Raw genomic sequence first — 25,265 nt, 5'->3', positions numbered from 1 at the left:
AAGTCCGACCCCGGCTAGTTCCGACATCCAAGAGCAGCCACTGTGGCCAATGTAATCAAACCGGCTGTTGATTTCCACTGAGAGCTGACTCTGTCAACGGCGATATGATTTTCAAGACCGACCTTCTGGCTGACCAGGTGGTCGCGCATCGCCAGAAGTACCCGCGTTTCCTGCGATGCCTGAGACCTGATGCTGACAACTCTGAGGAAGTCTTCACCACCCATCCGGACGAGCTGCGCCAGACCACGGGCATCGTTCTTATCGGTCTTGTTGCGATAGGTGGCCAGAAACCGGCGAGCCTGGAATGTCTCCATGCAGACGACGTCGAAGCCGCTTTTCACCAGTCCGCTATAGAGCCAGCTGCTCATACTGCCGGCCTCAAGGCCGATCTTCATCGTCTTGTCGGCGTCAACCCGATTGGTCAGCCAGCCACGAATGTCTTCGGGCCGGGTGTTGCATTTTCCCTCGCAGAATTTCTTGCCGTCGATATCGATGACACAAATGGACGTCATTCTTTGCGAAACATCGAGGCCAACAAAATAATCGTATGATTTACTCATGGCGTTCTCTTCCGTTTGGTGCGTGACGTCAGAGATGATAAGCGCTATTCAACTGGGCGCTGAGGCAAGCGCGGCTACACCATAGGAGCCTGTGACGTATGCAACAGGTTCTCCGAACTAAAGGCCACAGGGCCGTGTTGCACGGTTTCGAACTCCCCGATCCCAGGGGTCAATGAGCATGGACGCGGGGGCGAACCGCGAATGCTCTCAGGAAGCCGATCGAACGACACCGGGGCAGACAGGCCCACTTTTGTCCGATCTGCATCCGCGACCCCTTGTCATTGCAACAAGGGGAAACCGTCATGTCGAACTCACAGCAGGCATCGAGTTGCAGTTTCTACACCTATGTCTACGGCGGTGACCTCACGAGGACCAGCCGCCGCTTCTGCGACACGCAGGATATGGCGCGGCAGGACGTCGTGACCTTTCGCAGGGAATTGCTTGCCGAGAAGGATCGCAATGACCCGCTACCGGACATGAAGATCGTCCGCATGGAAACGGTGCCGGTGACGCCGCAGGCGCTCGTCTCCCTTTTCAACGATCTCGACGGCAAGCTCGGCGACTTCATCCGCCTGCGAGAAGTGGTCGAGGTGATCACCGAACCACAGGTGGGGGCAGGGCAGGCCGGTTCCGTCGACTGATGCGGCAGAGCCGACTGGGGCCTTTGCCTGGTTCCGCTGAAACGGGCCAGAGCAAAGCCGTCCCCTCAAGGCCAGGCCGCTGACGCGGTGGCGCGTACCGCGCCAGCCTTGACCGGCCGTCTTTACTCCGGCGTTCGGCCGGGAAGCAGGAAAGGCGGAGTGCGGGCGCGGCTGCCGCGCCCGCATCGTCTACGGATGCAGCCCGTTGCGAATGCCGCTGAACATGCCGCCAGCGTCGCGATCAACAAGGAGACATGCCCATGACCCGTGTTGCCCTCTATGCCCGCTATTCCTCGGACGGTCAGAGCAAGGCTTCGATCGAGGACCAATTCCGGCTTTGCAATGCTTACGCGGCGCGTGAGCATTGGCAGATCACAGAACGTTACGAGGACGCTGCCATCTCCGGCGCCAGCACGATCCTGCGGCCCGGTCTGCGGCAGCTTGTCCGTGACGCGCAGAGCGGCAAGTTCACCGTGGTGTTGGCCGAAGCGCTGGACCGCATCAGCCGGGATCAAGCGGACGTTGCCACCCTCTACAAGCATCTGAGGTTCGCCGGCGTCACGATCGTCACATTGGCCGAGGGAGAAATCTCTGAACTGCATGTCGGGCTGAAGGGTACGATGAATGCCCTCTTCCTCAAGGACCTCGCCATGAAGACCCATCGCGGACTCAGGGGTCGGGTCGAGAACGGCAAGGCCGGTGGGGGGCTCTGCTATGGCTACAGGGTCTTGAAGAAGACCGACGCCAATGGTGAGCCGCTCCGGGGAGATCGCGAGGTCGTCACCGAGGAAGCCACTGTCATCCGGCGCATCTTCCGGGAATTTGCCTCTGGCAAGAGCCCGAAGGCCATTGCCACCGACCTCAACCGCGAAGGTGTCGCCGGTCCCCTTGGCCGGCAATGGGGCGACACCAGTATCCGGGGGCATGTGAGCCGGGGCACCGGCATCCTCAACAACGAGCTCTATGCCGGTGTTCTCGTCTGGAACCGCCAGCGCTTCGTCAAGGACCCGTCCACGGGAAAGCGCATCTCCCGTCCCAACCCGGAAGAGGAGTGGATCAGGAAGGAAGTGCCCCACCTGAAGATCGTCGATGACGACCTCTGGAATGCTGTCAGGACACGACAGGAGCAGATATCAGCGCTCTTCGGATCGAACCAGGCAGCGACGGCAGAGGCACGGATGAAGCGCCTGCATTTGACCAACAGGCCGGTTCATCTTCTCTCCGGCCTTCTCATCTGCGGGTGCTGTGGCGGCAAGGTCGGGGTCATCGTTCCGAACCGCTATTCCTGCCTCAACCATCATCGGCGCGGTACCTGCACCAACAATCGTTCGATCATGCGCGACAAGCTGGAGGCTCGTGTTCTTGCCGGTCTCAAGGAAAAGCTCGTCTCGCCGCAAGCGGTCGCCGAAGCCGTCAAAGCCTATGCGGCCGAAACCAATGCGCTCAACCAGAAGCGCCGCATCGCCCAGGAGAAGGACCGCAAGGCGCTCATCAAGATCGAGCGGGCGATTGCCGGCATCATCTCAGCCATCGAGGACGGCATGTACCAGCCGTCGATGAAGGCGCGCATGGATGATCTGGAGCGGCAGAAGGCGGAGATCACGACAAGGCTGAACGACATCCCCGACAATGTCCCGGACATTCATCCCAACATTGGCAATCTCTACCGGCTCAGGGTGGAGCGTCTCACCGCGGTTCTCAACGATCCGCACGGCGGGCGCGAAGCTTCCGAAGCACTCCGCTCTCTGATCGGCGAGATCGTGCTCTTCCCCGGCGACAAGCGGGGCGAGGTGCATGCGGAGCTACGCGGCGAGCTGTTCGGCATCCTCGGTCTCGCAAAAGCCGAAGGAAGTCAGAGGTGTGGCTCTCTTATGCCAACTGTCAAAGCCAGCCCCCGCAACCAACCTTCCCAGAAATCCCTCAAAGCCCCCTCGTGGGGCTTTTGGCGTTTATCGATCTCAAACCTGAAAGCCAGATCCGTAACCCAATGAACTGCAGCGCCGTCAACTTCGTTCGTGATCACACTAACCCCAAACCGAAAACATAAAGCGAAGTTGGTCAAAGGGGCAGGTCAATGCCTATCGGCACGGACGCCGGAACAGCAATCGACACAGGTCAAGCCGCGAGCCGGACACTACTCGCACGGACCGTCCAGCGTTGCCGCTCCGCGTTCGACGATCGCGGACCAGGCCGTCGCTCGATTGCCGGGATAGCGGAATTCGATATGGTGCAACAGGTCCGCCCCGCAGGCTGTCCGGTGTTCGACGCGGTGATAAAGAATCTCGCCGTCGCGATTGCCGGAAAGGACGAACCACGTGCGACCTTCGGGCGTAAAGCTTAGCGTCCAGCCGTCATCCTCCAGAACATCCTTGAGGAAACGACGGTAGTCGGCAAGCGATCCAGCCATCGGATTCATGCCGCCGAAAACCGTGACACTGCCTCCGTCGGAGCTCCTAAACTGCTGCCCGTCGCCGTTGTCCGGAGGCGGTGCCCGGAGAAAGCTCGACGGCACGTCCGCGCTCGTCCCAAAGCGCACATTGACATAATGCTGCCACTCCGCACCGGACGCCGGGGAACCGCCGGCGAGAACGACAGGGATAAGCACTGCAATTGATTTAGATTTCATATCGCCCTCCATGTTGCGCGGGATCTCGACCATCCCTGCGGCATCGTAACCCGGCACGTTGGGAGATGTAGAAAACCGCCGGTGCTGTTACACACCGGCGGCTCTTGTCGTTGGTGACACGGGCAGCGCCCAGTGTGCCGGATTCCGATTACTTCTGCCAGCTCTTGACGAGTTCGTCGTAGTTGACTGTGATCGGTTGTTCCTTTTCGTTCTCGATCTTCAGCTGCGGAGCGAGATTGCCCTTCGAGACGGCGTCCTTGTTCCAGTACTCAAGGTCGTGTTCCTCCGCGAGCTTCGGACCGATGTCGCCCTGCACGCCAGCACGTTCCAGGCGCTGAAGGACCTTCTCCTGCTCGGCGCAGAGCGAGTCCATGGCCTCCTGCGCAGTCTTCGCACCCGAGGAGGCATCGCCGATTGCCTGCCACCACAGCTGTGCAAGCTTCGGATAGTCGGGAACGTTGGTGCCGGTCGGCGACCATTGCAGGCGAGCCGGCGAGCGATAGAACTCGATCAGGCCGCCAAGCTTCGGCGCACGGTCGGTGAAGGACTGGTGGTCGAGGGTCGACTGGCGGATGAAGGTCAGACCGACATGGCTCTTCTTCAGGTCGACAGTCTTGGAGGTCACGAACTGGGCGTAGAGCCATGCGGCCTTGGCGCGGTCGTCAGGCGTGGACTTCATGAGTGTCCACGAGCCTGCATCCTGATAGCCGAGCTTCATACCGTCCTTCCAGTAGACGCCGTGCGGCGACGGAGCAAAGCGCCACTTCGGCGTACCGTCCTCGTTCACGACGGGCAGGCCTTCCTTGACGAAATCGGCCGTGAACGCGGTATAGGTGAACATCTGCTGGGCGATTTCACCCTGAGACGGAACCGGACCGGATTCGGAGAAGGTCATGCCGTTGGCAGCAGCCGGTGCATAGGCCTTCATCCAGTCGAGATACTTCTGGATCGAATAGACGGCCGCGGGACCGTTGGTGTCGCCGCCGCGAGCGACGCAGGAGCCGACCGGACGCGAGTTTTCGTCGACCTTGATACCCCATTCGTCAACAGGCTTGCCGTTCGGAATGCCTCGGTCGCCGTTACCTGCCATAGAGAGCCAGGCATCGGTGAAGCGCCAGCCGAGAGACGGGTCCTTCTTGCCGTAGTCCATGTGGCCATAGACCTTCTTGCCGTCGACCTCGCGGCCGGTGAAGAACTCGGCGATGTCTTCGTAAGCAGACCAGTTGACCGGAACGCCGAGGTCGTAGCCATACTTCGCCTTGAAATCCGCCTTGTTCTTCTCGTCGTTGAACCAGTCGTAGCGGAACCAGTAAAGGTTTGCGAACTGCTGGTCGGGCAGCTGGTAGAGCTTTCCGTCCGGCGCCGTGGTGAAGGACTTGCCGATGAAATCGTCGACATCAAGGCCGGGGTTGGTGACGTCCTTGCCCTCGTTGGCCATGAAGTCGGTCAGGTTGCGGGCCTGCTGATAGCGCCAATGGGTACCGATCAGGTCCGAGTCGTTGATGTAGGCGTCGTAGATATTCTCGCCCGATTGCATCTGAGTCTGCAGCTTCTCGACAACGTCGCCCTCGCCGATCAGGTCATGGGTGAGCTTGATGCCGGTGATGGCGGTGAAGGCCGGAGCCAGCACCTTGGACTCGTATTCATGTGTGGTAAGGGTTTCGGAAACAACCTTGATTTCCATGCCGGCGAAGGGCTTCGCCGCATCGACGAACCACTGCATTTCCTTTTCCTGGTCGGCGCGCGACAGCGTCGAGAGATCGCCCACCTCCTTGTCCAGGAACTGTTTTGCCTCATCCATTCCGGCGAAGGCGGTGCCGGTCAGTGCCAGCAGCATGGCTGCCGTAGTCGTCATAAAGTGCCGTCGCATTATATCCTCCCAGGGTTTGCGATTGCAGATGCGAATGCCGGGCGCGGTGTCCGCGCCCATCTTTCTTGCCCTAGACGAAACGGAAGACGCCGATTGCGTAGACCGCAGACAGGGCGAGAGCCCACCAGAGGTTCGGGCCGACGAGCCCGAGCCAAGCGAGATGTATGAAGGCTGACCCGAGCAGCGAAACGAACAGTCGGTCTCCGCGGGTCGTTTCGAAGTGCAGGATGCCGACCCGCGGATTTCCGCCGGGGGAGAGATACTCCCAGATCGCCATTGTGATCAGCAGAAGCAGAATGGAGCCGAAGAAGAGCGCCGTCGGCAGCGTCCATGCCATCCACGAGAGGTTCATGACGGTTTTCTCCTCAGACGCGGCCCAGGGCAAAGCCCTTGGCGATGTAGTTGCGGACAAAATAGATCACCAAGGCGCCGGGGATGATGGTGAGGACGCCTGCCGCAGCGAGTACGCCCCAGTCCATCCCGGACGCTGACACCGTACGAGTCATGGTTGCGGCGATCGGCTTGGCGTTGGTCGTGGTGAGCGTGCGGGCAATCAGCAGCTCGACCCACGAGAACATGAAGCAGAAGAATGCCGCAACGCCGATGCCCGAGGCGATGAGCGGCATGAAGATCTTCACGAAAAACTTCGGGAAAGAGTAACCGTCGATATAGGCAGTTTCGTCGATTTCCTTCGGCACACCAGACATGAAGCCTTCGAGAATCCACACCGCCAGCGGCACGTTGAACAGGCAGTGAGCAATTGCGACCGCGATATGGGTATCGATGAGCCCGAAGGCTGAATAGAGCTGGAAGAAAGGCAGTGCAAAGACAGCGGGCGGAGCCATACGATTGGTCAGCAGCCAGAAGAACAGGTGTTTGTCGCCGAGGAAACGGTAGCGTGAAAAGGCGTAGGCTGCCGGCAGAGCCGCGGTCACCGAGATCACCGTGTTCAGCACGACGTAGATGATCGAGTTGATATAGCCGCTGTACCAGGAGGGATCGGTAAAGATTACCCTGTAGTTCCGAAGGGTCGGATTCTCCGGCCACAGCGAGAAGGTACCGATGATCTCCGCGTTTTCCTTGAAGCTCATGTTTGCGAGCCAGTAGATCGGCAGGATCAGGAAGACGATGTAGAGCGTCGGGATGACCCAGGAGAAGCCGTTGCGGGTATTTGTAGCACTCATTGTCTCGTCTCCACCCTAGTTCTGCGCGTCATGGCTGGTCATGACCGTGTAGAAGATCCATGATAGCAGCAGGATGATCAGGAAGTAGATGATCGACATCGCCGCGGCCGGGCCGAGGTCGAACTGACCGACCGCCATCTTGACGAGGTCGATCGAAAGGAAGGTGGTGGAGTTGCCGGGGCCACCACCGGTGACGACGAACGGTTCCGTATAGATCATGAAGCTGTCCATGAAGCGCAGCAGCACGGCAATAAGCAGCACGCGCTTCATCTTCGGAAGCTGGATGTAGCGGAATACGGACCAGCGGGACGCGCCGTCGATCTTGGCGGCCTGGTAGTAGGCATCGGGGATAGAGACCAGGCCAGCGTAGCAGAGCAATACGACCAGACTCGTCCAGTGCCAGACGTCCATGACGATGACGGTAATCCAGGCGTCGGTCGGGTCCTGCACATAGTTGTAGTCGAGGCCTAGGGCTTCAAGCGAACGACCAAGCAGCCCGATATCGACGCGGCCGAAGACTTGCCAGATGGTGCCTACGACGTTCCATGGGATGAGCAGTGGCAGGGCCATCAACACGAGGCAGACCGGCACGCCGAGGCCGGATTTCGGCATGTTGAGGGCAATGAAGATCCCAAGCGGAATCTCGATCGCCAGAATGACGAGCGAGAATATCAGGTTGCGCAGCAACGCGTCCCAGAAGCGGTCGGAATGCAGGATTTCCATGAACCAGTCGGTGCCGGCCCAGAAGAACTCATTGTTGCCGAAGGTATCCTGAACCGAGTAGTTGACCACGGTCATCAGTGGAATGACGGCGGAAAAGGCGACCAGCACAAGTACCGGCAGTACCAGAAACCAGGCCTTGTTGTTCCATGTTTTCTGCATCGATCAGCCCTCCGTCCCGACACGCCAGGAGTCGGCGTAGATGTTTATTCTCGCGGGCTCGAACGTGATCCGCGCCTCGGCGGGTATCTCGGTGTCCTCCGGGACGACGATCGCCACGGAGTGGCCTGCGAAACGGGCGCGAACGATCTTCTGGCGGCCGATATCTTCGACCTTGACGATGTCGACGGGCATGCCCTCGCGCCCCAGGCGTACGAACTCAGGGCGGATGCCGAGTTCGACCTTGTTCGCCGCGCCGACGTCCGGAGCCGTGCTGAGCACGATCGTCTGGTCCCCGACCGTGGCCGAATTGCCATTCACTTTCGCCGGCAGCAAATTCATGCCCGGCGAACCGATGAAATAGCCAACGAAGGTGTGGCTCGGCCGTTCAAACAGCTCGACCGGCGTTCCGATCTGCACGATCTCGCCTTCATACATGACGACGACCTTGTCGGCGAAGGTGAGCGCCTCGGTCTGGTCGTGCGTCACATAGACCATGGTGAAGCCGAACTGCTTGTGAAGGCGCTTCAACTGAGAACGCAGAACCCACTTCATATGAGGATCGATGACCGTCAGCGGCTCGTCGAAGAGGATCGCGTTGACGTCGTTGCGAACGAGGCCGCGGCCGAGCGAAATCTTCTGCTTCTGGTCGGCAGTAAGGCCTCGCGCCGTACGCTTGGCCCAGTCCGTCAAGTCGATCATCTCCAGAATCTCGCGCACGCGGCTGTCGACCTCGGCTTCGGAAACATGTCGGTTGCGCAGGGGGAAGGCGAGATTGTCGTAGACCGTCATCGTGTCGTAGATGACCGGGAACTGGAAGACCTGCGCGATGTTACGGCGCTGCGTCGAAAGGTTGGTGACGTCGAGCTCATCGAAGAGGATGCGTCCCTCTGACGGTCTGAGGAGTCCCGATATGATGTTGAGCAAGGTCGTCTTGCCGCAACCCGAAGGACCGAGAAGGGCGTATGCGCCGCCGTCATTCCATTCATGATGCACTTCCTTCAGCGCGTAGTCTTTTTCGGACTTCGGTGTCGGGCCGTAGGCGTGGCGAATGTGTTCCAGGGAGATCTTTGCCATTTGTGCTCTCCTCAGGCAGTCGTGTCGGCCAGGCCGATTGCCCTGCCGTCAAGGGCGAAGGCCATCAGATGGCGGGTGTCGAGATGAAGCTCGACGACCTGATCCGGGTCGATGTCGTAAATGCCGTGCATCAGGGCGACCCATCGGGCGCCCATGAAGCCGACGTGGACGAAGCTTTCGGAGCCGGCGATCTCGGAGATCTGTGTCCGCGCCGACAGCTGCACCGCCGCAGTAGACGGTTGCAGTGACAGATGATGTGGCTGGAAGGCGATGGTCATGGGGCCGTCGGCGATCGGCGAAAGATGCGCCGGAACCGTAAACGCATCGGCATCGTTGACGCGGAACATGCCACCCGACTTCACAACCGCAAGCGTATTCAACGGCGGATCGGCGAAAGTCCGGGCGGTGACGAGATCGGTCGGTTTGCGATAGACGTCGATGGTTCGGCCGAACTGCGTGATACGGCCTTCCGAAAGCGTCGCGGTATTGCCGCCGAGAAGCAGCGCTTCGGACGGCTCTGTCGTCGCGTAAACAAAGATCGCGCCCGATTCGGCGAAGATACGCGGGAGTTCCTCGCGAAGTTCCTCGCGAAGCTTGTAGTCTAGGTTGGCAAGAGGCTCGTCGAGAAGGACGAGGCTCGCATTCTTGACGATCGCACGCGCGAGCGCCGTGCGCTGCTGCTGGCCGCCGGAAAGATTGAGAGGTGTCCGGTCGAGGTAGGGCGTGAGCTTCAAGAGATCGGCCGCCCGCCGCACCTCGCGGTCGATGGTTGCCGCATCCTTGCCGGCAATGCGCATCGGCGAGGCGATGTTTTCGTAAACCGTGAGCGCAGGATAGTTGATGAACTGCTGGTACACCATTGCGACGTTGCGGTTCTGGACGCGCACGCCAGTCACGTCGGCGCCGTCGAAAAGAATCGCGCCACTCGTCGGTTTGTCCAGCCCTGCCATCAGGCGCATCAATGATGTCTTGCCCGAGAGCGTTGGCCCTAGAAGGACATTCAACGTACCTCGTTCAAGAACAAGATCGGTCGGGTGGATGTGAAAGTCTCCGCCCACCACCTTCGCGGCATTCCGCAGTTCGAGCATTACGGTTCCCGTGCCTCCTCACCGACGGGACCACATGCGCCTTATCCGGCCAATTTCGCCGGAACGGCAGCCATGTACTCCTCCAAATTCTTCGCTTCTTCCTGCGAGAGCCTGAGCCCCAGCTTCGTCCTCCGCCACAGCACGTCCTCGGACGTCCGGGCCCATTCCTGTATCATGAGCCAGCGGACTTCGCACTCGTAGAGGTCGTGGCCGAAGTGCCGGCCGAGATCCGCTATTGTCTTCGCACTGCCCAGCAAGTCATGCGCACGCGTACCGTAGGAACGGACGAGGCGCTCTGCGTGGCGCTCATTGAGGAATGGATAGTGTTCCTTGAGCCTGCGCACTTCCGCCGCGTAGGCGGTCGGAGCAAAGTCGCCGCCGGGCAGGTTGCTGCGCGCGGTCCACCGTGTTCCTTTGACGCCGATCTTCTCGCCGATCTTCTCTACTGCGTGCTCGGCCAACCGCCGGTAGGTCGTAAGCTTGCCCCCGAAGACGTTGAGCAGCGGCGCCTCGCCCGTATTCCCTTCGACTTTCAGGACGTAGTCCCGGGTCGCCTCTTGCGCCTTACTTGCTCCGTCGTCGTAGAGCGGACGAACAGCTGAATATGCCCAGACGATGTCGTCACTGCGAATCGGTTCGGCGAAGTACTCGCTTGCCGCCGAACAGAGATAGTTGACCTCTTCTGGCGTTATCTTCACGTCGCGTGGATCGCCGGTATAGTCGCGGTCCGTCGTGCCGATCAGCGTGAAGTCGCGCTCGTAGGGGATCGCGAAAATGATGCGATTGTCGGGGTTTTGGAAAAAGTAGGCACGCGGGTCGTCGAATTTCTTCCTGACGACGATATGGCTCCCCTGAACAAGGCGGACATTGTGCGCCCCCTTGTTGCCGACAGCCTCGGAAAGCACCTTGTCGACCCATGGGCCGGCGGCATTCACGAGCATGCGGGCTCTGACAGTGGTGACAGTTCCGCTTTCGCGATCTTGGATGTCTATCGACCAGCAGTCTGCGGTCCGTCGCGCGGATACGACGCGGGAGCGGTTGAAGATGCGGGCGCCGCGGTCGGCGGCGTCGCGGGCATTGAGAACGACCATGCGAGCGTCGTCCACCCAGCCGTCGGAATATTCGAACGCCTTGCCAAACAGCGGCTTGAGGGGCCGGCCGGCCGGATCTCGGCGTAGGTCGAGCGTCGCCGTTGCAGGCAGGAGCTTCCGCCCACCCAGGTGGTCATAGATGAAAAGGCCGAGCCGGATCAACCAGGCGGGGCGAATGCCGCCCTTCTGGAAGGGAAGGACGAAGCGCAAAGGCCAGATGATATGAGGTGCCATGGCCCAGAGCACTTCGCGCTCCATCAGCGCCTCCCGCACGAGGCGGAATTCGTAGTACTCAAGGTAGCGCAATCCGCCATGGATCAGTTTCGTCGAGCCGGATGAGGTACCCGAAGCGAAATCGTTCATCTCCGCCAGCGCGACCGAGTATCCTCGCCCCGCAGCGTCTCGCGCGATACCGCATCCATTGATGCCGCCGCCAATAACGAAGATGTCGTAAAGCCCTTGGACCACCATTTTCCCCGAAATTTTGCGCATTGCACAAATTAGCGCAATTGCGAAAACACAAGACAATTAAATTGAAAATAAATCGAATGTCAAACGAAAGTTTTCGCGCTTCTATGCTGCGCTGCCCGGGGCTGGAGCTTCGATCAGTTCGACATTGTTCTCCGAGCAAATGCGACGGATGGATTCGAGAGGGCAGTGGTCGGTTATGAAGGTATGGACTTGGGAAAGATGGGCGATACGGACGGGCGCGGTGCGTTCGAACTTCGTCGAATCCGCAACGAGAATGACGTGACGAGCATTGGCTATGATCGCTTGCGCCACTTTCACTTCGCGGAAGTCATAGTCGAGAAGGGCACCGTCGGCATCGATGGCCGAGGCCCCGATCACGGCGTAGTCGACCTTGAACTGTCGGATGAAATCGACGGCTGCCTCCCCGACGATACCGCCGTCGGAAGCGCGGACGACGCCGCCGGCAATGACCACTTCAATCGCTGGAAGAAGTCTCAACTTATTGGCAACGTTGATATTATTGGTAATGACCATCAGTTCTTGATGGCCCGCGAGAGCTTCTCCGACTGCTTCCGTCGTCGTGCCGATGTTGATGAATAGCGAGGCATTGTTGGAAATGAGCTTCGCGGCGGCGACGCCGATAGCCTGCTTCTCTTGGGCGGCGATCTGCCGGCGAGCCTCGTATTTCATGTTTACGGTGCCGGACGGAAGTGTCGCTCCGCCGTGGATACGTGACAAAACACGCGCGTCGCAGAGGTCGTTCAGGTCTTTGCGGATCGTCTGCGGTGTCACGGAGAAACGTAGCGCCAACTCCTCGACGAGCACGCGCCCATTGGCTTTTGCCATTTCGACGATCTCGGCCTGCCGACCAGTAAGGTACATTTCGGTTGCCTTTCGTTTCTTTCGGTAATCGCGTGTGAGACGAAAATGCACCCATGTCCGCCCGAGTGCAACCGGGTTTCTGCTCGTCTGCGCTTTTGCCTGGTAGCGACGCTTGATAAAACCCGTCAGCCGAGCAGCCTCACGAGCGTTTCCAGGCGGCCAGCGTCGCGCGGCAGCTTGTCTGTCCTTAACCGCGCAATGCGGGGAAAACGCATGGCGACACCTGATTTGTGCCGGGTCGAACGATTGATGCCCTCGAAGGCGACCTCGACGACGAAGCCATGGTCGGGCTCGGCGCGCAACGCCCGTACGGGGCCGAAGCGGTCGACGGTATTGTGGCGGACGTAACGGTCGAGCACGTCCAGTTCGGCATCGGTGAAACCGAAATAGGCCTTCCCGACGGGGACCAGCGTGTCTCCGTCCTCGCCCGCCGCCCACACGCCGAACGTAAAGTCTGAATAGTAGCTGGAGCGCTTGCCGTGCCCTCGCTGCGCGTACATCAGCACGGCATCGACGTTCAGCGGCTCGCGTTTCCACTTGAACCACGGACCTTTGACGCGTCCCGCCTGGTAGGTGCTGTCGAGGCGTTTGATCATGACGCCCTCGATGACCGGATTGGGAGGATTGCGTCGGTGTCTTTCCAGTTCCTCCCAGCTCGAGAAGGGCGCAATCGGTAAGAGGTCGAAACGCTCCTCCGGCGCCTGATCGATCAGGCGCGTGAGCCGTTCACGTCAGGCGAGGAACACTTCTCCACGGACATCCTCCTTCCCTTCGAACAATACGTCATAAGCGCGCAGGAAGGCCGGATAGTCCTGCATCAGGCGGGATGATACGCTCTTGCGATTCAACCGCTGCTGAAGGTCGGAGAACGTCCTCGTCGGTTCTCCCGACCGAGACGTGCTGCCCACCAGAAGCTCGCCGTCGATGACCCCTTCGAAGAGGACCGAGTCGACCACGTCGGGAAAGGTAGCCGATATATCGTCGCCGGAGCGGGAATAGAGCACTCAGTTCGCGGGTTGCCAGGCCCGAATGGCTTCAAGCCCCTCTCGCAGCAGCCCCTGCGCCGCTTCCGCCGTCGGCGCCTCGACATAGCAGCGCATCTCGGGTGCGTTCCCCGACGGGCGGAAGTGGATCACTCGTCCGTCGTCGAGCGTGACACGAAGTCCGTCAATGTCAGTCGACGACTTCACCTTTCCGATGGGTGCAAGGAAACTTGAAAGTGTCTCACTCGAGTGCCGCAGGTGGTCCATCAAAGCGGCACTTCGCTCGGCGGCGAAATTCTCAATTCGGTCGCTGAGGGCAATCGGGAGATCGTACCTGTCGACGAGCTGCGAAAGCGACCATCCGTTCGCGACGGCAGATCCGAGGATTGCCAGCGCCGGCAGGAAGCTGTCGCGGGTCGGCAAGGCCGCGATGGCTCGCCCATCGAGCTCGAAGGCGGAGCCCAGCATCGTGCCACCATTGGCTTCGAAGCCGATCACTCCTTTGTCGCCTCGGGTCAGCGCCCTGTTCATCTCGGCAATGACGAAAGGAGAGCCGACGCGGGTTCGAATCACCTCGAATCCACCGATCGACTCGATGCCGGAATTGGATGTAACGGGCGTCACGACCGTCGTTGCATGGAGGTAATGTGCAGTGACCAGCCCGAGGAGGTCACCACGGAGTGGGCGCCCGGTTTCGTCCGCCACCAGCGGGCGGTCACCGTCGCCGTCGGTCGAAACGATCGCGTCGAGCCTGTGGTCGACAGACCATTTCAGGAGCAAGGCCTCCGTCTCTGCGGAGACCGCTTCGGTATCGACCGGGATGAACGTTTCGGAGCGACCGAGTGGAACGACGGTCGCGCCATATTGCCCGAAGACAGTCGTCATCATGTCACGGGCGACGCTGCTGTGTTCATAGACGCCGATCCGCAGCCCTTCGAGTGCACCGCTTGGCAGAACCGAGAGATTGCGTTCCAGAAACAACTCCGTCGCCGCGGCTTCCTGGTTTTCGCCCATTCCTCTTTCGACCCTGTTGGCGGCTTCGTCACGCGCAAGCTCTGTCGCAAGGCGGGTGATGGCCGCCTCGTCGTCCTTGTCGATTTCGCCGTCCGGCCGGTAGAACTTGATCCCGTTTCTGTCGGCGGGAATATGTGAACCGGTGACCATGACTGCCGCCGCACCGATCTTCTGGGCGTAAAGTGCGAGCGCGGGCGTCGGAATCCAGCCGCAGTTGACAGGGACGAGACCTGCCCGACGGATCGCCGCCATGACCGTCGCAGCAATCTCGGGGCTCGATTCGCGGAAGTCGCGAGCCACCGCCACCACCCCGCCGGCGGGCAGGTGGTTCGAGCCGACAAGGAACCGGGCAAAGGCCGTGGCATAGAGCGCGGACACGCTTCCCACGAGTTGGGTCGAAAGACCGCGGAGCCCGCTCGTTCCGAATTTTACAGCCATGCCCTTCTGATCCTCCCGCTGTGGTCGCTTGGTCTCGACGTCCTTATAGGTCGAGCAGCGAACGCGCTCAACTGCCCGCAGGTTCCTGCGGCGGAACGAGGTACGGCTCGCCCGGATAATGCAAAGGTTACAGGATGATGAAGTTGGCCGGCAAAATGAAAAGAGCCCAGCGCGGGAGGAGGTGCGCTGGGCTCTCAAACTTGATCGGCAATTGGGAGGAGGAGGAGTATTGCCGATCCTATCTGACGACGCTGGGAGGAGGAGTGCGTCGCTTCGATGATTTGGAGTATATCCGTATCGCTTTGGATGAACAGCGCATTTGCTGCAACGCAGCACTGCGATCGATGCATGGCTTGTGATCTGCGCTGCGTGTCCAGTCATCATCGGGCCCGAGAAAGGCGAATGTCGGACAGGGTATTCGGCTGAGCGGGAAAGAAAACGGGCGGCTGCGTCGTTGCCCACCTGCCAAAGACGCATGGCTCGCCCGTCGCCGGACCTCCTATCGCGTGTTTCACGTGCATTTTTCCGTTTGCCAGAGGTGATGATCGAGAGGATTGTGGCGAACGGCACGGCTGCCGGCTCGCTGTTATACATCGTTCGGAGTGTTTCCCGCATGAAGCCCAATATTTTGCTCGTGACCGCCGACCAGTGGCGTGGCGACTGCATTTCGTCGGTCGGTCATCCGGTGGTGCGGACACCCAATGTCGATCGACTGGCGGCGGAGGGCGTCCTGTTCCGGCGGCATTACGCTGGCGCCGCCCCCTGCTCGCCCGCACGGGCCTCGATCTACACGGGGCTTTACCAGATGAATCATCGGGTCTGCCGCAATGGTTCGCCGCTGGACGCGCGTTTCGACAACATTGCGCTGGCGGCACGGCGCGCAGGTTACGATCCAACCCTCTTTGGCTACACCGACGTTTCGCCCGACCCGAGGACGCTTCATCGGAACGATCCGCATCTGACGACTTACGAGGGAGTCTTGCCCGGCTTTACGACCGGCCAGATCCTGCTTGAGAACGAGAAGCATTGGCTGAGCTGGCTCCGGAGCCGCGGACATGGGGCGGCGTTCACCCGCGACGTTCACCGGACGGGAGACAAAGACGGTTGCGATGCGAACAACGGGGCGCCGGACTATGACGCGGAGGAGACGCAGACAGCCTTCCTCGCGGAGAGTTTCCTCCGCTGGATGGACCAACAGGACACGCCCTGGTTTGCGCACGTATCATTTCTCCGGCCACATCCGCCCTTCTGCGTTCCGGCTCCTTACAATGAGATGTTTGTACCTGGCGACGGCCCGGCCTATGCGAGGGCGGCCCGGCGCGAGGACGAACGGGCGCTTCACCCGTTGCTTGCCTATGGTCACCAGTTCCTCGGCAAGTCGAGCTTCGTCTATGGCGCTTCGGGACTTGTTTCCGATTGGAGCAAGAAGGATTTCGATGTCATTCGTGCCGTCTATTTCGGCATGATTGCCGAAGTCGATGCCCAACTCGGAAGAATATTCTCCGCCCTGCGCGAAAGCGGCCGCTGGGACGAGACGATCATCATATTCACCTCCGACCACGGCGAGATGATGGGGGATCACTGGCTTCTCGGAAAGGGCGGCTTCCATGAGGGAAGCTACCATATTCCGCTTGTCGTCCGAGACCCGCAGGCGACCGCAGTCGGGCGGCAGGTCGACGCTTTTACCTCAGCTGCCGATATCATGCCCACCCTGTGCGAACGCCTCGGCGTTGAACCGCGCAACCATCAGGACGGCGCGTCGCTTCTGCCGTTTATCGAGGACGCGCAACCCGCCGGCTGGCGCGATGCCGCCTTCTGGGAGTTCGATTTCCGCGAGGTCGCAACGGGCACTGCAGAGGACCATTTCGGCCTCCCTTCCAGTCGCGGCAATCTCGCCGTCATTCGCGACGAGGCATTCAAGTACGTGCACTTCGCAGGCCTGTCGCCTCTGCTCTTCGATCTCGCGAGGGACCCGATGGAACTGCAGAACGTCGCCGATGACCCGGCATATGCCACGATCCGGCTACGCTATGCCGAGAAGCTGCTCTCGTTGCGAGCCAGCCATCTTGACCAGACACTTGCCTATGTCGAGCTCACCGAAGAAGGACCTGTCAGTCGACCGCGGCGATCGTGACATTACGAAACCGGTAGAGCGACGACGCGCTTTGGGCTATAGCCAGCCGGACAAGACAACTGCTCACGCTGGAGACATGGATGGCCCCGACGATCCGCTATCACGAAGGTGACATATCCGCCGCCGATGCTGGCCGCTATACGGGCGCGATCGCCATCGACACCGAGACGCTCGGACTGGTGCCGCGGCGAGACCGGCTTTGCGTTGTACAGCTTTCACCCGGTGACGGGACGGCGGATATCATTCGTATCGCGGCCGGACAGACCGAGGCGCCCAATCTCGTGGCGATGCTCGCCGATCCGGAACGCCAGAAGATCTTTCACTTCGGGCGCTTCGATATCGCCGTTCTCTTCCACACCTTCGGCGTAACGACCGCACCGGTCTTCTGCACGAAGATCGCTTCGCGGCTCTCGCGCACCTATACCGATCGCCACGGTCTCAAAGACAATCTCAAGGAGATGCTCGAGGTCGATATTTCGAAGGCGCAGCAATCGTCCGATTGGGCGGCCGAAATGCTCTCGCCAGCGCAACTCGAATATGCGGCGTCCGATGTGCTCTATCTGCACGCATTGCGCGACAAGCTCACCGAGCGCCTGATCCGAGACGGCCGGATGGAGCATGCCGAGGCATGCTTCAAGTTCCTGCCCACACGGGCCAAACTCGATCTTCTCGGATGGGAAGAGACGGATATCTTCGCACACAGCTGATTTGCGGTTGGCGAGCTGCGTTCCCAGCTCCCGCCATCAGCGGGCAGTTTGGAAAGTCTGACGAAGGTCGCTTTCACTTCGTGGGCCTGCTCGCGGCACCCAACCGGATCATCACTTCGTGCGGGATATCATAGCGCTTGATCGCATCGGCCTGGCTGCGAAAGCCGCAGATTTCCCGCTGGACAAGAAATGACCAGACGAGGTCGGCGGCCTCTTCGAGAAGCCTCCGGCGCTCGCTGATATTCTCCGGGATGGCTGGACAGGCTCTGAGGGCCTCCAGCGCCTTCTCGACGCTCACTCCCGCACGAGCCAAGGCGTCGGCCTTTTCAGCCATGAGCTCGTATTCGAGGGCGCTGAGCGGACTGCCGCCGGCCACGGAGGTCGACAGAGGGGGCGGACGCAGAGGCATGCTTCCTTCCTCGGCAAGGTGAACCGGTGCAGAGTCGCCTGCAAACTCGAACGAGGCAAGCACAATCGCCCGGATTTATGGCTAACGCTTCGTTAACGGACGTTTCTTAGAATCGCATCGGTCTGATGGATACCCCGCCTTCGGCGTGAAACGCGCTGCACCCGGCGACCAGCCATCCGCCCGCATGAGCGCGGCGCGACACTGCTATGGTTCCCGCCCCCGTTTTCTGATGCGAGACAAGTGCCGATGCTGCCCGCCGCGAGCGCCATACACTCTTCCATGGCCGATACACCACTTCCAGTGAGCAGAAGCGAGGCAAGCCGGACGATGACGTCTCCTTCGCCTTCGGCGGAGCTCGGCACGGCGTCAATCTCCCAGAGGAGCCCAACGCTCGAGGGACGACTGGCAATCCTCGTCCTTTCGGCCCAAGAGCGCATTGCCGGTAACCTGGCTGGGCTTGCCGATCGCTTGGGAGAAAGACTTGGTCTCTCTCGCGGAGAGAACGAGAGCAATGGCAGCTTTGTCGTGCGCCTTCTATTGGCGATCAACGGTCTCCCGAAGGAGGAACGGAGCGCCTTGGGGAGCCAGCTCGCACAACTGGCAAAGGGGCTCCGTTTGGAGACGGTCCTTTCCGCTCTGCGCAACCCTGCAGGCCTGGACGCTGCGACGATTGCGATCGCCCTCGAAGCGAGCCGGGGGAACGATCCCGATCCCGCAGCGGGGCGCGTGGTATCATCTTACAGGCAGAATAGCGAGCAGGCACCCTGGTCCACCCGCCTGGCGCCATCGTACGTGCCGCAACGAGCGTCGCCGTCGCACGCCGCTTCGCTGGAAGGATCCGGAGCCGAGATAGATATGGCAGACGGGAAGGCTGCTGCCAAAGCAACGTTCCAGCGGGAGGCGGGAGCCGTCCGCGGAGTCACGGCCGCAGCACCGTCGGCCGGAAACATCGAAGGTACGGCAACGCGCGAGGAATTGCCGGGCCGGGCGAAGGAATATGGGCCGCTTGTGTTCGATGAACCGCGTTCGAAGACGCCACCGGTTGCTTCAGCCGGTCGGCAACTGTCATTGCCGCAACCAGACGCCAGTCGAACAGTGGCTCTACAAGGCCCAGAACCGGGCGAGCGTGCTCCTGCCGGTGACGCCGGCGACATTGTTCGCGACCAGACCATGCGATCAGGTGATGTCCGGATGCGCACGTCCGAACCGCGGAGGTGGCCCGCCTCGATCGAGACGGATGGCGCCTTTGCAGCCGTGCGAAACAGGCTACCTCCGGGACCCTATCCAGAAGGCGGGGAAGGTGTTGTGCCTCCAGGTCTGAGCCCGGGATTCCCTGGCTGGCTTGAGGAACCAGAGGGTGATCCGGACATCGCGACCCTTGCGCGCCTGCTCAAGCATGTGCTGGAGCATGAGGAGCAAACGGCCGGGCCTGCCGAAACACCTGCCCGCAAGGCGATCGCGGCCGCTGCGCCGGATCGCAAGGCGGAGACATCCACGCCAGCGGCATCGTTGGGTCAGGAAGCCGGCGGCGACGAGATTGGGGAAGCCCGCGCGCAATCGGCGCTGCCGGGAGACGCTCCGGCGCCGCCTCCGGCGACCGCGGAAGGGCGAATGCCTGCGGCAGCGCTGCTGCGGGATAGTCCGGCCTTCCCCTTCTTTGGATACGCCCTTTTCGCGGATGATGCCGTCTTCTCTGAGGAGGCGGCGAAACGCGGCCGAAGCGGCGAGCAGGATAGGGACGATGACCGTCGAGGCGAAGACGGGTCGGAAGAGCAGCCTGGTTCAGGGCAGACCACTGGATCGGAGGAAAACGGCGAGAACGACGTCGATGAAGAAGTCGATGACGAAGCAATCGCCGATCCGGTGTCAGCTCTCGGCGGCGAAACGGTACTGGCGCATTACCTCACCATGTCGATGCTGTCCTGACGGGTGGTTTTCCGCAGTTCGGCAAAAGAAAACCCGCCGGTCGATAGACCGGCGGGTTATCGTTCTCTTGAAATCGCGAGCGCTTATTCGGCGTTGCCGCGGTTCTTGAGTGCGGCGCCCAGGATGTCGCCGAGCGAAGCGCCGGAGTCGGACGAACCGAACTGAGCGACGGCTTCCTTCTCTTCTGCGATCTCGAGAGCCTTGATCGACAGCATGACCTTGCGATCCTTCTTGGAGAAGTTGGTGACGCGAGCGTCGACAACCTGACCAACCGAGAAACGCTCCGGACGCTGTTCGTCGCGGTCGCGGGAGAGATCGGCACGACGGATGAAGGAAGTGATGTCCTCGTGGTTGACGAGCTTCACTTCGATACCGCCATCGTTGATGCCGATGACTTCGCAGGAAACGACGGCGTTCTTGCGCAGGTCGCCGGAAGCGGCAGCTTCACCGACCGAGTCGCGGCCGAGCTGCTTGATCCCGAGCGAGATGCGTTCCTTCTCGACGTCGACGTCGAGAACGACAGCCTTGACGACGTCACCCTTGTTGTACTCTTCGATGACCTGCTCGCCCGGACGGTTCCAGTCGAGGTCCGACAGGTGAACCATGCCGTCGACATCGCCTTCGAGGCCGATGAACAGACCGAATTCGGTCTTGTTCTTGACTTCGCCCTCAACTTCGGTGCCGGCCGGGTGGCTGTAGGCGAAGGCCTGCCACGGATTTTCCAGCGTCTGCTTGAGGCCGAGCGAGATACGGCGCTTGGACGGGTCGACTTCGAGAACGACAACGTCGACTTCCTGGCTCGTGGACAGGATCTTGCCGGGGTGAACGTTCTTCTTGGTCCAGGACATTTCGGAGATGTGGATGAGGCCTTCGATGCCCGGTTCCAGCTCGACGAACGCACCGTAGTCGGTGATGTTCGTGACGGTACCGGTGATCTTCTTGCCGACCGGGTACTTGGCGGCAATGCCGTCCCACGGATCCGCTTCGAGCTGCTTCATGCCGAGCGAGATACGGTGGGTTTCCTGGTTGATGCGGATGATCTGAACCTTGACCTGCTGGCCGATGGACAGGATCTCCGACGGATGGTTGACGCGGCGCCACGCCATGTCGGTGACGTGCAGCAGGCCGTCGATGCCGCCGAGGTCGACGAACGCACCGTAGTCGGTGATGTTCTTGACGACACCGTCGACAACCTGGCCTTCTTCGAGGTTCTGAACGATTTCAGAACGCTGCTCGGCGCGGGATTCTTCCAGAACGGTACGACGCGAAACGACGATGTTGCCGCGGCGCTTGTCCATCTTGAGGATTTCGAAGGGCTGCGGGTTGTGCATCAGCGGGGTAACGTCGCGGATCGGGCGGATGTCGACCTGGCTGCGCGGCAGGAACGCGACAGCGCCGTCCAGATCGACGGTGAAGCCACCCTTGACCTGGTTGAAGATGACGCCTTCGACACGTTCGCCGGCTTCGAACTTGGCTTCGAGCTTGACCCAGCTTTCTTCGCGGCGAGCCTTTTCGCGCGAAAGAACGGCTTCACCAAGCGCGTTTTCGATGCGCTCGACATAGACCTCGACTTCGTCGCCGACCTTCAGCGAGCCGTCCTTGGCCCGTGCGCCGAATTCCTTGAGCGGAACGCGACCTTCGACCTTCAGGCCGACATCAACGATGGCGACGTCCTTCTCGATTGCCGTGATGATGCCCTTGGCAACATAGCCTTCGGCAAGATCGGTCTTGGCAAAGGACTCTTCGAGGAGGGCGGCAAAGTCCTCCCGCGTGGGGGTAGAAACAGACATGAAATCTCCTAAACGTGCCACATCAGGGCACGGGTCTGCGCCGGGGGTTAGCGTTGCACTTGCCATACATCTCGCCCGCCCTCTTGGGGCTGTCCGGCGCGGGGACGACGATGTCGGCGAAATCCGTCATATATGGAGCCGGCTCACCGGCTTCCAGATCCCTGTTTCTGCGCCAAGGCAGCATCGATTATCGACTTGGCCGCGTGAAACGCCGCTTCTATACTCATTTCTGAGGTATCAAGCAAGTGCGCGTCTTCGGCGGGCCGCAGCGGGCTGTCGGCCCGTCCCATGTCGCGCTCGTCGCGCTTCTTTACGTCGGCGCAAACCTCGTCGAAGACCGCCGAGCCTCCGCCGGCGACGATCTCGTCAAAGCGGCGCTTGGCTCGCACCTCGGGTGAGGCCGTGACGTAGAGTTTCACCGGCGCGTTCGGGCAGACGACCGTGCCGATATCCCGGCCGTCGAGCACGGTGCCGGGCAATTTGGCCGCGAAGCGTCGTTGCGCCTCGACGAGCGCACGACGAACGGCAGGCATGACTGCGATCCTGGATGCAGCCTCTCCGATTTCGTGCCGGGCAAGGATCGCTCGATCGAGTCCCGAGAGGTCCAGTCCGCGTGCGATCTCTTCGGCAACAGTCTCGTCGTCGAGCGGCAAGCCGGCGTCGAGAAGAGCCTTTGCCGTGGCGCGGTAGGTGAGGCCCGTGTCAAGGTGATGAAAACCGTAATGCGCCGCGATCAGGCGGGAGAGCGTTCCCTTGCCTGCGGCTGCCGGACCATCGATGGCTATGGTAAAGGAAGAGGTCATGCAGGTTCACTTTCGAGCGCTTCGATCGTCACGCCCATGTTCGTCATCAGGAAATGAAGTCGGAGAAAGACGACTTCGATACTGGGCGTCCTTTGCGGCTCTCTGAGGGTCGGCGCGGGGCCGGCGCGCTGCGGATGCTGCGGCGGAGTTGCTGAAACGCCGGGTCGTTACCATATGTGGCGCGAATGGTCATCCCCGCCGTGCCAAAATGCTGGAAACCTGCAGGCGAAGATTGCCTTTGACAGGAGAGATTGCAACGATTAAGGGGACCGGCTAACAGTTTGACCGGTTGAATGCCGGATTGGCGACGAACGCCGTTATTCTTCAGGAATTCAAGAGGCTTTAACAGTGGCGAAAGCAGAACTTGGAACTAAGCGCACTTGCCCCGACACCGGCAAGAAATTCTACGATCTGAACAAGGATCCGATCGTATCACCTTACACCGGCAAGTCCTGGCCGTTGTCGTATTTCGAAGAAACCTCCGTTGCTTCGATCATGGAAAAGGCCGAGGAGGAGGAAGTCGCGGAAGTCGATACCGAGAATACGGATGTCGAATTGGTTTCGCTCGAAGATGCTGATGACGCCGGTTCGGGCGATGATCTGCCGGACCTCGGCGATGACGAGGTCGAACTCGGTGATGACGACGACGACACCTTCCTCGAGGCGGATGAGGACGACGACGACGAGGACATGACCGGCATCATCGGTGTGGCCGGCGACGACGACGACGTCTGATCATGTGTTTACCGGCCCGGAGATAAAAGTTTCCGGGCCGGTCATTTTTCGGCTTGCCATCTTCCGAATCCGGAAGTAATAAGCCGCCACCCGCCGGGCAGCGAAGCCCGAAAGGTTCCCGGAACCGGCAGATGCCGGACCCTTGATGGGGCTATAGCTCAGCTGGGAGAGCGCTTGCATGGCATGCAAGAGGTCAGCGGTTCGATCCCGCTTAGCTCCACCAAACCTTCCATTTTTAACGATCTGCCTTGAAGAACGGTCGCCGAGATGCGGGACGATCTATGCTTGATGCCGAGCATCAGACCGTTGACCCTTTGCCCGGTTTTTCCCGCAGTCTCTATCTGATTTTTCAGACGCCTGTTTATCCGCGCTGAGTTGTGCGGATGGGTCGGCGCCCCGTTGGAAGTGAGGCGTCGGGCACTCGTTCCGCGATCGAGTAACGCTCCAGTGCCTCTGGGGTATGCGATCGTCGCGTTGCGAGCAATCAGCCATACATTCCGTTCGGGATCTTGTCGTCAGGAAGGTGACGAGAAGGCGATGCGGACGACGATGCGCGCATGCGCTTCATTGCTAGAGCATTTCCGGCAAATTCGGGGTCGGTTCTGTTTCTCGATTGGCGTGTGCGATTCGGTGGTGACACGGTCGCAGCGCGATGCCCGCCATCGGGCAAGACCGGATCGCCATCGGGCGCCCGCCAATCGGAAACCCGAAGAGACGGGCGATTTTGCGTCAATACCGGCGCGGAGCCGCTCGACCATATCGATGGATATGCTCTTCGCGTCTTCGCTTGGTCTTGCCGCAAATTCGCTCCGTCAGAACGACTCCGAATTAGCCGGAAATGCTCTAGCCGAGGAGTTCTCCGCGGCCGTTGCTCTGACCTCTGTCGATCTGGCACCAGTCGGTGATGCGTGTGACGTCGAAGCGTGCCTCGCGATCCTTCAACTGGACGCGCAGCTTGCCCTCGTCCACACCGAGCGGGACACCGACATAGATTCGATTGTTTCCGGCTTCATCCAGAATGTCTATTGCGAAGCGCATGGAATCTCCGGCCCGACGCCTTCATATTTGGATCACTTTATTCAGACTACTTTCGCTTCGTTATCTTGAGCGAAGCTTATTGAGCTAACCTGGCATTTGCGGTTTGCCAAAATCGAACGGGTAATAGATCGATGTTCCTATCGTCGAAGCTGTTCTGGATCGTCGCCCAGCCACTGTCCCTCGCATTCCTTGCCGCCTTTGCCGGTGCTGCGTGTGTTGCGGCGCGTCGATCGCGGGCGGGACTTCTTTTCCTCGGTGCGGCTCTGGCCCTGCTCTTCGTGACGCTCTACACCTCTGCCGGGACTGTGGCTCTGCAACGGCTGGAGGCGCAAATTCCGCGACCGGTGCGGGACCCGGAGGAAGTTGGTTGCATGATCGTCCTCGGTGGCGCCTTCGAGACAGAGGTAACGACCACGCGGGGCGGTTTTGAGCTGAATCAGGCCGCCGATCGCTTCGTCGAAGCGCTGCGCCTTGCATTGAAGTTTCCGCAGTCGCGCATTCTTGTTTCCGGAGGCGACGGCTCTTTCAGCGGCGCTTACGAGGGTGACGCCGCCGCCGCCCGGCGTTTCTTTTCCGGCTTCGGCATCAGCGAAAGTCGCCTGATCAGCGAGTCGGCGTCGCGAACGACCTTCGAGAATGTCGTCAACAGCAGTCGGCTGTTGGCCGATCCGGGATTGCGGGGATGTCTTCTGATCACCTCCGCCTTCCACATGCCGCGATCTCTCGCGCTGTTCCGCAAGGCGGGGATAGACGTGACACCGTGGCCGACCGATTATCGAACGAGCGGAAGCGCCATCCTGCGCCTCGACTTCACGCAGCCGATGCTCAACGCCCAGCAAACGGCCACTGCCATGCGCGAGTGGATCGGCCTTCTGGCCTATTATCTGACTGGACGGACGGCGTCAGTGTTGCCGTAGTG

22 protein-coding genes, 1 tRNA gene and 1 pseudogene are annotated in these 25,265 nt (G+C 60.6%); 8 read left to right on the top strand and 16 right to left on the bottom strand.

Features of this window, described 5'->3' with window-relative positions:
• Positions 1 to 14: 14 nt before the first annotated feature.
• Positions 15 to 560, bottom strand: coding sequence for a transposase (locus NHF53_RS02720; protein WP_252832995.1), 546 nt, complete (start codon positions 558 to 560; stop codon positions 15 to 17).
• A gap of 302 nt (positions 561 to 862) precedes the next feature.
• Between NHF53_RS02720 and NHF53_RS02715 the strand changes: the two genes are divergently transcribed.
• Both NHF53_RS02715 and NHF53_RS02710 read left to right on the top strand, forming a co-directional pair.
• The gene (locus NHF53_RS02715) at positions 863 to 1,201 is read left to right on the top strand and encodes a hypothetical protein (protein WP_252832994.1); all 339 of its coding nucleotides are present in this window, start codon (positions 863 to 865) and stop codon (positions 1,199 to 1,201) included.
• Positions 1,202 to 1,461: 260 nt separating this feature from the next.
• Positions 1,462 to 3,192, top strand: coding sequence for a recombinase family protein (locus NHF53_RS02710; RefSeq protein ID WP_252832993.1), 1,731 nt, complete (start codon positions 1,462 to 1,464; stop codon positions 3,190 to 3,192).
• Between the two features lie 143 nt (positions 3,193 to 3,335).
• On the opposite strand, the gene NHF53_RS02705 is transcribed toward NHF53_RS02710, so the two are convergent.
• The 11 genes and pseudogenes from NHF53_RS02705 to NHF53_RS02655 form a co-directional block, all read right to left on the bottom strand.
• Positions 3,336 to 3,827 carry a hypothetical protein gene (locus NHF53_RS02705; protein WP_252832992.1) on the bottom strand — a complete coding sequence of 164 codons (492 nt, stop codon included), beginning with the start codon at positions 3,825 to 3,827 and terminating at the stop codon, positions 3,336 to 3,338.
• Positions 3,828 to 3,975: 148 nt separating this feature from the next.
• The gene (locus tag NHF53_RS02700) at positions 3,976 to 5,697 is read right to left on the bottom strand and encodes an ABC transporter substrate-binding protein (RefSeq protein WP_252832991.1); all 1,722 of its coding nucleotides are present in this window, start codon (positions 5,695 to 5,697) and stop codon (positions 3,976 to 3,978) included.
• Between the two features lie 70 nt (positions 5,698 to 5,767).
• Positions 5,768 to 6,049, bottom strand: a complete 282-nt coding sequence (locus tag NHF53_RS02695) for a DUF2160 domain-containing protein (RefSeq protein ID WP_114363843.1) — start codon at positions 6,047 to 6,049, stop codon at positions 5,768 to 5,770.
• A gap of 13 nt (positions 6,050 to 6,062) precedes the next feature.
• Positions 6,063 to 6,881 (bottom strand): carbohydrate ABC transporter permease, encoded by an 819-nt coding sequence (locus NHF53_RS02690; protein ID WP_252832990.1) that lies wholly within the window; start codon positions 6,879 to 6,881, stop codon positions 6,063 to 6,065.
• A 15-nt stretch (positions 6,882 to 6,896) separates the two neighbouring features.
• Positions 6,897 to 7,763, bottom strand: coding sequence for a carbohydrate ABC transporter permease (locus NHF53_RS02685; protein ID WP_114363841.1), 867 nt, complete (start codon positions 7,761 to 7,763; stop codon positions 6,897 to 6,899).
• Between the two features lie 3 nt (positions 7,764 to 7,766).
• Entirely contained in the window at positions 7,767 to 8,837 is a 1,071-nt protein-coding gene (locus tag NHF53_RS02680) for an ABC transporter ATP-binding protein (protein WP_252832989.1), read from the bottom strand.
• Positions 8,838 to 8,848: 11 nt separating this feature from the next.
• Complete coding sequence (locus NHF53_RS02675) at positions 8,849 to 9,925, bottom strand: ABC transporter ATP-binding protein (RefSeq protein ID WP_252832988.1); 1,077 nt, start codon at positions 9,923 to 9,925, stop codon at positions 8,849 to 8,851.
• A gap of 41 nt (positions 9,926 to 9,966) precedes the next feature.
• Complete coding sequence (glpD, locus tag NHF53_RS02670; RefSeq protein ID WP_252834890.1) at positions 9,967 to 11,487, bottom strand: glycerol-3-phosphate dehydrogenase; 1,521 nt, start codon at positions 11,485 to 11,487, stop codon at positions 9,967 to 9,969.
• A 102-nt stretch (positions 11,488 to 11,589) separates the two neighbouring features.
• Entirely contained in the window at positions 11,590 to 12,369 is a 780-nt protein-coding gene (locus NHF53_RS02665) for a DeoR/GlpR family DNA-binding transcription regulator (protein WP_252832987.1), read from the bottom strand.
• A 125-nt stretch (positions 12,370 to 12,494) separates the two neighbouring features.
• A pseudogene (locus tag NHF53_RS02660) lies at positions 12,495 to 13,370 on the bottom strand (cisplatin damage response ATP-dependent DNA ligase); the annotation flags it as partial.
• 3 nt (positions 13,371 to 13,373) lie between these two features.
• Positions 13,374 to 14,804 carry a phosphomannomutase gene (locus tag NHF53_RS02655; RefSeq protein WP_252832986.1) on the bottom strand — a complete coding sequence of 477 codons (1,431 nt, stop codon included), beginning with the start codon at positions 14,802 to 14,804 and terminating at the stop codon, positions 13,374 to 13,376.
• 613 nt (positions 14,805 to 15,417) lie between these two features.
• Between NHF53_RS02655 and NHF53_RS02650 the strand changes: the two genes are divergently transcribed.
• The gene (locus NHF53_RS02650) at positions 15,418 to 16,938 is read left to right on the top strand and encodes an alkaline phosphatase family protein (RefSeq protein ID WP_252832985.1); all 1,521 of its coding nucleotides are present in this window, start codon (positions 15,418 to 15,420) and stop codon (positions 16,936 to 16,938) included.
• Positions 16,939 to 17,018: 80 nt separating this feature from the next.
• Positions 17,019 to 17,645, top strand: a complete 627-nt coding sequence (locus NHF53_RS02645; RefSeq protein ID WP_252832984.1) for a ribonuclease D — start codon at positions 17,019 to 17,021, stop codon at positions 17,643 to 17,645.
• A gap of 73 nt (positions 17,646 to 17,718) precedes the next feature.
• On the opposite strand, the gene NHF53_RS02640 is transcribed toward NHF53_RS02645, so the two are convergent.
• Positions 17,719 to 18,054 carry a DUF6665 family protein gene (locus NHF53_RS02640; protein WP_252832983.1) on the bottom strand — a complete coding sequence of 112 codons (336 nt, stop codon included), beginning with the start codon at positions 18,052 to 18,054 and terminating at the stop codon, positions 17,719 to 17,721.
• A gap of 1,305 nt (positions 18,055 to 19,359) precedes the next feature.
• On the opposite strand from NHF53_RS02640, the gene NHF53_RS02635 reads away from it, so the two are divergent.
• Positions 19,360 to 19,980: a hypothetical protein gene (locus NHF53_RS02635; protein WP_252832982.1), complete on the top strand. Its 621-nt coding sequence runs from the start codon at positions 19,360 to 19,362 to the stop codon at positions 19,978 to 19,980.
• Positions 19,981 to 20,063: 83 nt separating this feature from the next.
• Here NHF53_RS02635 and rpsA read toward each other — a convergent pair whose 3' ends face one another.
• Together rpsA and cmk are read right to left on the bottom strand one after the other, a co-directional pair.
• Positions 20,064 to 21,770, bottom strand: a complete 1,707-nt coding sequence (gene rpsA / locus NHF53_RS02630; RefSeq protein WP_112686158.1) for a 30S ribosomal protein S1 — start codon at positions 21,768 to 21,770, stop codon at positions 20,064 to 20,066.
• 143 nt (positions 21,771 to 21,913) lie between these two features.
• A complete protein-coding gene (gene cmk, locus NHF53_RS02625) occupies positions 21,914 to 22,573 on the bottom strand; it encodes a (d)CMP kinase (RefSeq protein ID WP_252832981.1) in 660 nt (219 codons plus the stop codon).
• 348 nt (positions 22,574 to 22,921) lie between these two features.
• Between cmk and NHF53_RS02620 the strand changes: the two genes are divergently transcribed.
• Complete coding sequence (locus NHF53_RS02620) at positions 22,922 to 23,308, top strand: TIGR02300 family protein (RefSeq protein WP_114363830.1); 387 nt, start codon at positions 22,922 to 22,924, stop codon at positions 23,306 to 23,308.
• Positions 23,309 to 23,455: 147 nt separating this feature from the next.
• A tRNA-Ala gene (locus NHF53_RS02615) sits at positions 23,456 to 23,531 on the top strand.
• 620 nt (positions 23,532 to 24,151) lie between these two features.
• Here NHF53_RS02615 and NHF53_RS02610 read toward each other — a convergent pair.
• Positions 24,152 to 24,346 carry a hypothetical protein gene (locus NHF53_RS02610; RefSeq protein WP_112686152.1) on the bottom strand — a complete coding sequence of 65 codons (195 nt, stop codon included), beginning with the start codon at positions 24,344 to 24,346 and terminating at the stop codon, positions 24,152 to 24,154.
• Positions 24,347 to 24,477: 131 nt separating this feature from the next.
• Here NHF53_RS02610 and NHF53_RS02605 point away from each other — a divergent pair, with 131 nt between their 5' ends.
• Positions 24,478 to 25,263 (top strand): YdcF family protein, encoded by a 786-nt coding sequence (locus NHF53_RS02605; protein WP_252832980.1) that lies wholly within the window; start codon positions 24,478 to 24,480, stop codon positions 25,261 to 25,263.
• Positions 25,264 to 25,265 lie beyond the last annotated feature (2 nt).

This window comes from Ciceribacter sp. RN22 (assembly GCF_024054295.1).
Taxonomy (GTDB): domain Bacteria; phylum Pseudomonadota; class Alphaproteobacteria; order Rhizobiales; family Rhizobiaceae; genus Allorhizobium; species Allorhizobium lividum.
This window is presented reverse-complemented; position numbering and strand designations above follow the sequence as displayed.

Excerpts from the sequence above, each read along its gene's own strand:
- NHF53_RS02720 (WP_252832995.1), bottom strand. The coding sequence starts at position 560 with ATGAGTAAATCATACGATTATTTTGTTGGCCTCGATGTTTCGCAAAGA.
- NHF53_RS02715 (WP_252832994.1), top strand. The coding sequence starts at position 863 with ATGTCGAACTCACAGCAGGCATCGAGTTGCAGTTTCTACACCTATGTC.
- NHF53_RS02710 (WP_252832993.1), top strand. The coding sequence starts at position 1,462 with ATGACCCGTGTTGCCCTCTATGCCCGCTATTCCTCGGACGGTCAGAGC.
- NHF53_RS02705 (WP_252832992.1), bottom strand. The coding sequence starts at position 3,827 with ATGAAATCTAAATCAATTGCAGTGCTTATCCCTGTCGTTCTCGCCGGC.
- NHF53_RS02700 (WP_252832991.1), bottom strand. The coding sequence starts at position 5,697 with ATGCGACGGCACTTTATGACGACTACGGCAGCCATGCTGCTGGCACTG.
- NHF53_RS02695 (WP_114363843.1), bottom strand. The coding sequence starts at position 6,049 with ATGAACCTCTCGTGGATGGCATGGACGCTGCCGACGGCGCTCTTCTTC.
- NHF53_RS02690 (WP_252832990.1), bottom strand. The coding sequence starts at position 6,881 with ATGAGTGCTACAAATACCCGCAACGGCTTCTCCTGGGTCATCCCGACG.
- NHF53_RS02685 (WP_114363841.1), bottom strand. The coding sequence starts at position 7,763 with ATGCAGAAAACATGGAACAACAAGGCCTGGTTTCTGGTACTGCCGGTA.
- NHF53_RS02680 (WP_252832989.1), bottom strand. The coding sequence starts at position 8,837 with ATGGCAAAGATCTCCCTGGAACACATTCGCCACGCCTACGGCCCGACA.
- NHF53_RS02675 (WP_252832988.1), bottom strand. The coding sequence starts at position 9,925 with ATGCTCGAACTGCGGAATGCCGCGAAGGTGGTGGGCGGAGACTTTCAC.
- glpD (WP_252834890.1), bottom strand. The coding sequence starts at position 11,487 with ATGGTGGTCCAAGGGCTTTACGACATCTTCGTTATTGGCGGCGGCATC.
- NHF53_RS02665 (WP_252832987.1), bottom strand. The coding sequence starts at position 12,369 with ATGTACCTTACTGGTCGGCAGGCCGAGATCGTCGAAATGGCAAAAGCC.
- NHF53_RS02655 (WP_252832986.1), bottom strand. The coding sequence starts at position 14,804 with ATGGCTGTAAAATTCGGAACGAGCGGGCTCCGCGGTCTTTCGACCCAA.
- NHF53_RS02650 (WP_252832985.1), top strand. The coding sequence starts at position 15,418 with ATGAAGCCCAATATTTTGCTCGTGACCGCCGACCAGTGGCGTGGCGAC.
- NHF53_RS02645 (WP_252832984.1), top strand. The coding sequence starts at position 17,019 with ATGGCCCCGACGATCCGCTATCACGAAGGTGACATATCCGCCGCCGAT.
- NHF53_RS02640 (WP_252832983.1), bottom strand. The coding sequence starts at position 18,054 with ATGCCTCTGCGTCCGCCCCCTCTGTCGACCTCCGTGGCCGGCGGCAGT.
- rpsA (WP_112686158.1), bottom strand. The coding sequence starts at position 21,770 with ATGTCTGTTTCTACCCCCACGCGGGAGGACTTTGCCGCCCTCCTCGAA.
- cmk (WP_252832981.1), bottom strand. The coding sequence starts at position 22,573 with ATGACCTCTTCCTTTACCATAGCCATCGATGGTCCGGCAGCCGCAGGC.
- NHF53_RS02610 (WP_112686152.1), bottom strand. The coding sequence starts at position 24,346 with ATGCGCTTCGCAATAGACATTCTGGATGAAGCCGGAAACAATCGAATC.
- NHF53_RS02605 (WP_252832980.1), top strand. The coding sequence starts at position 24,478 with ATGTTCCTATCGTCGAAGCTGTTCTGGATCGTCGCCCAGCCACTGTCC.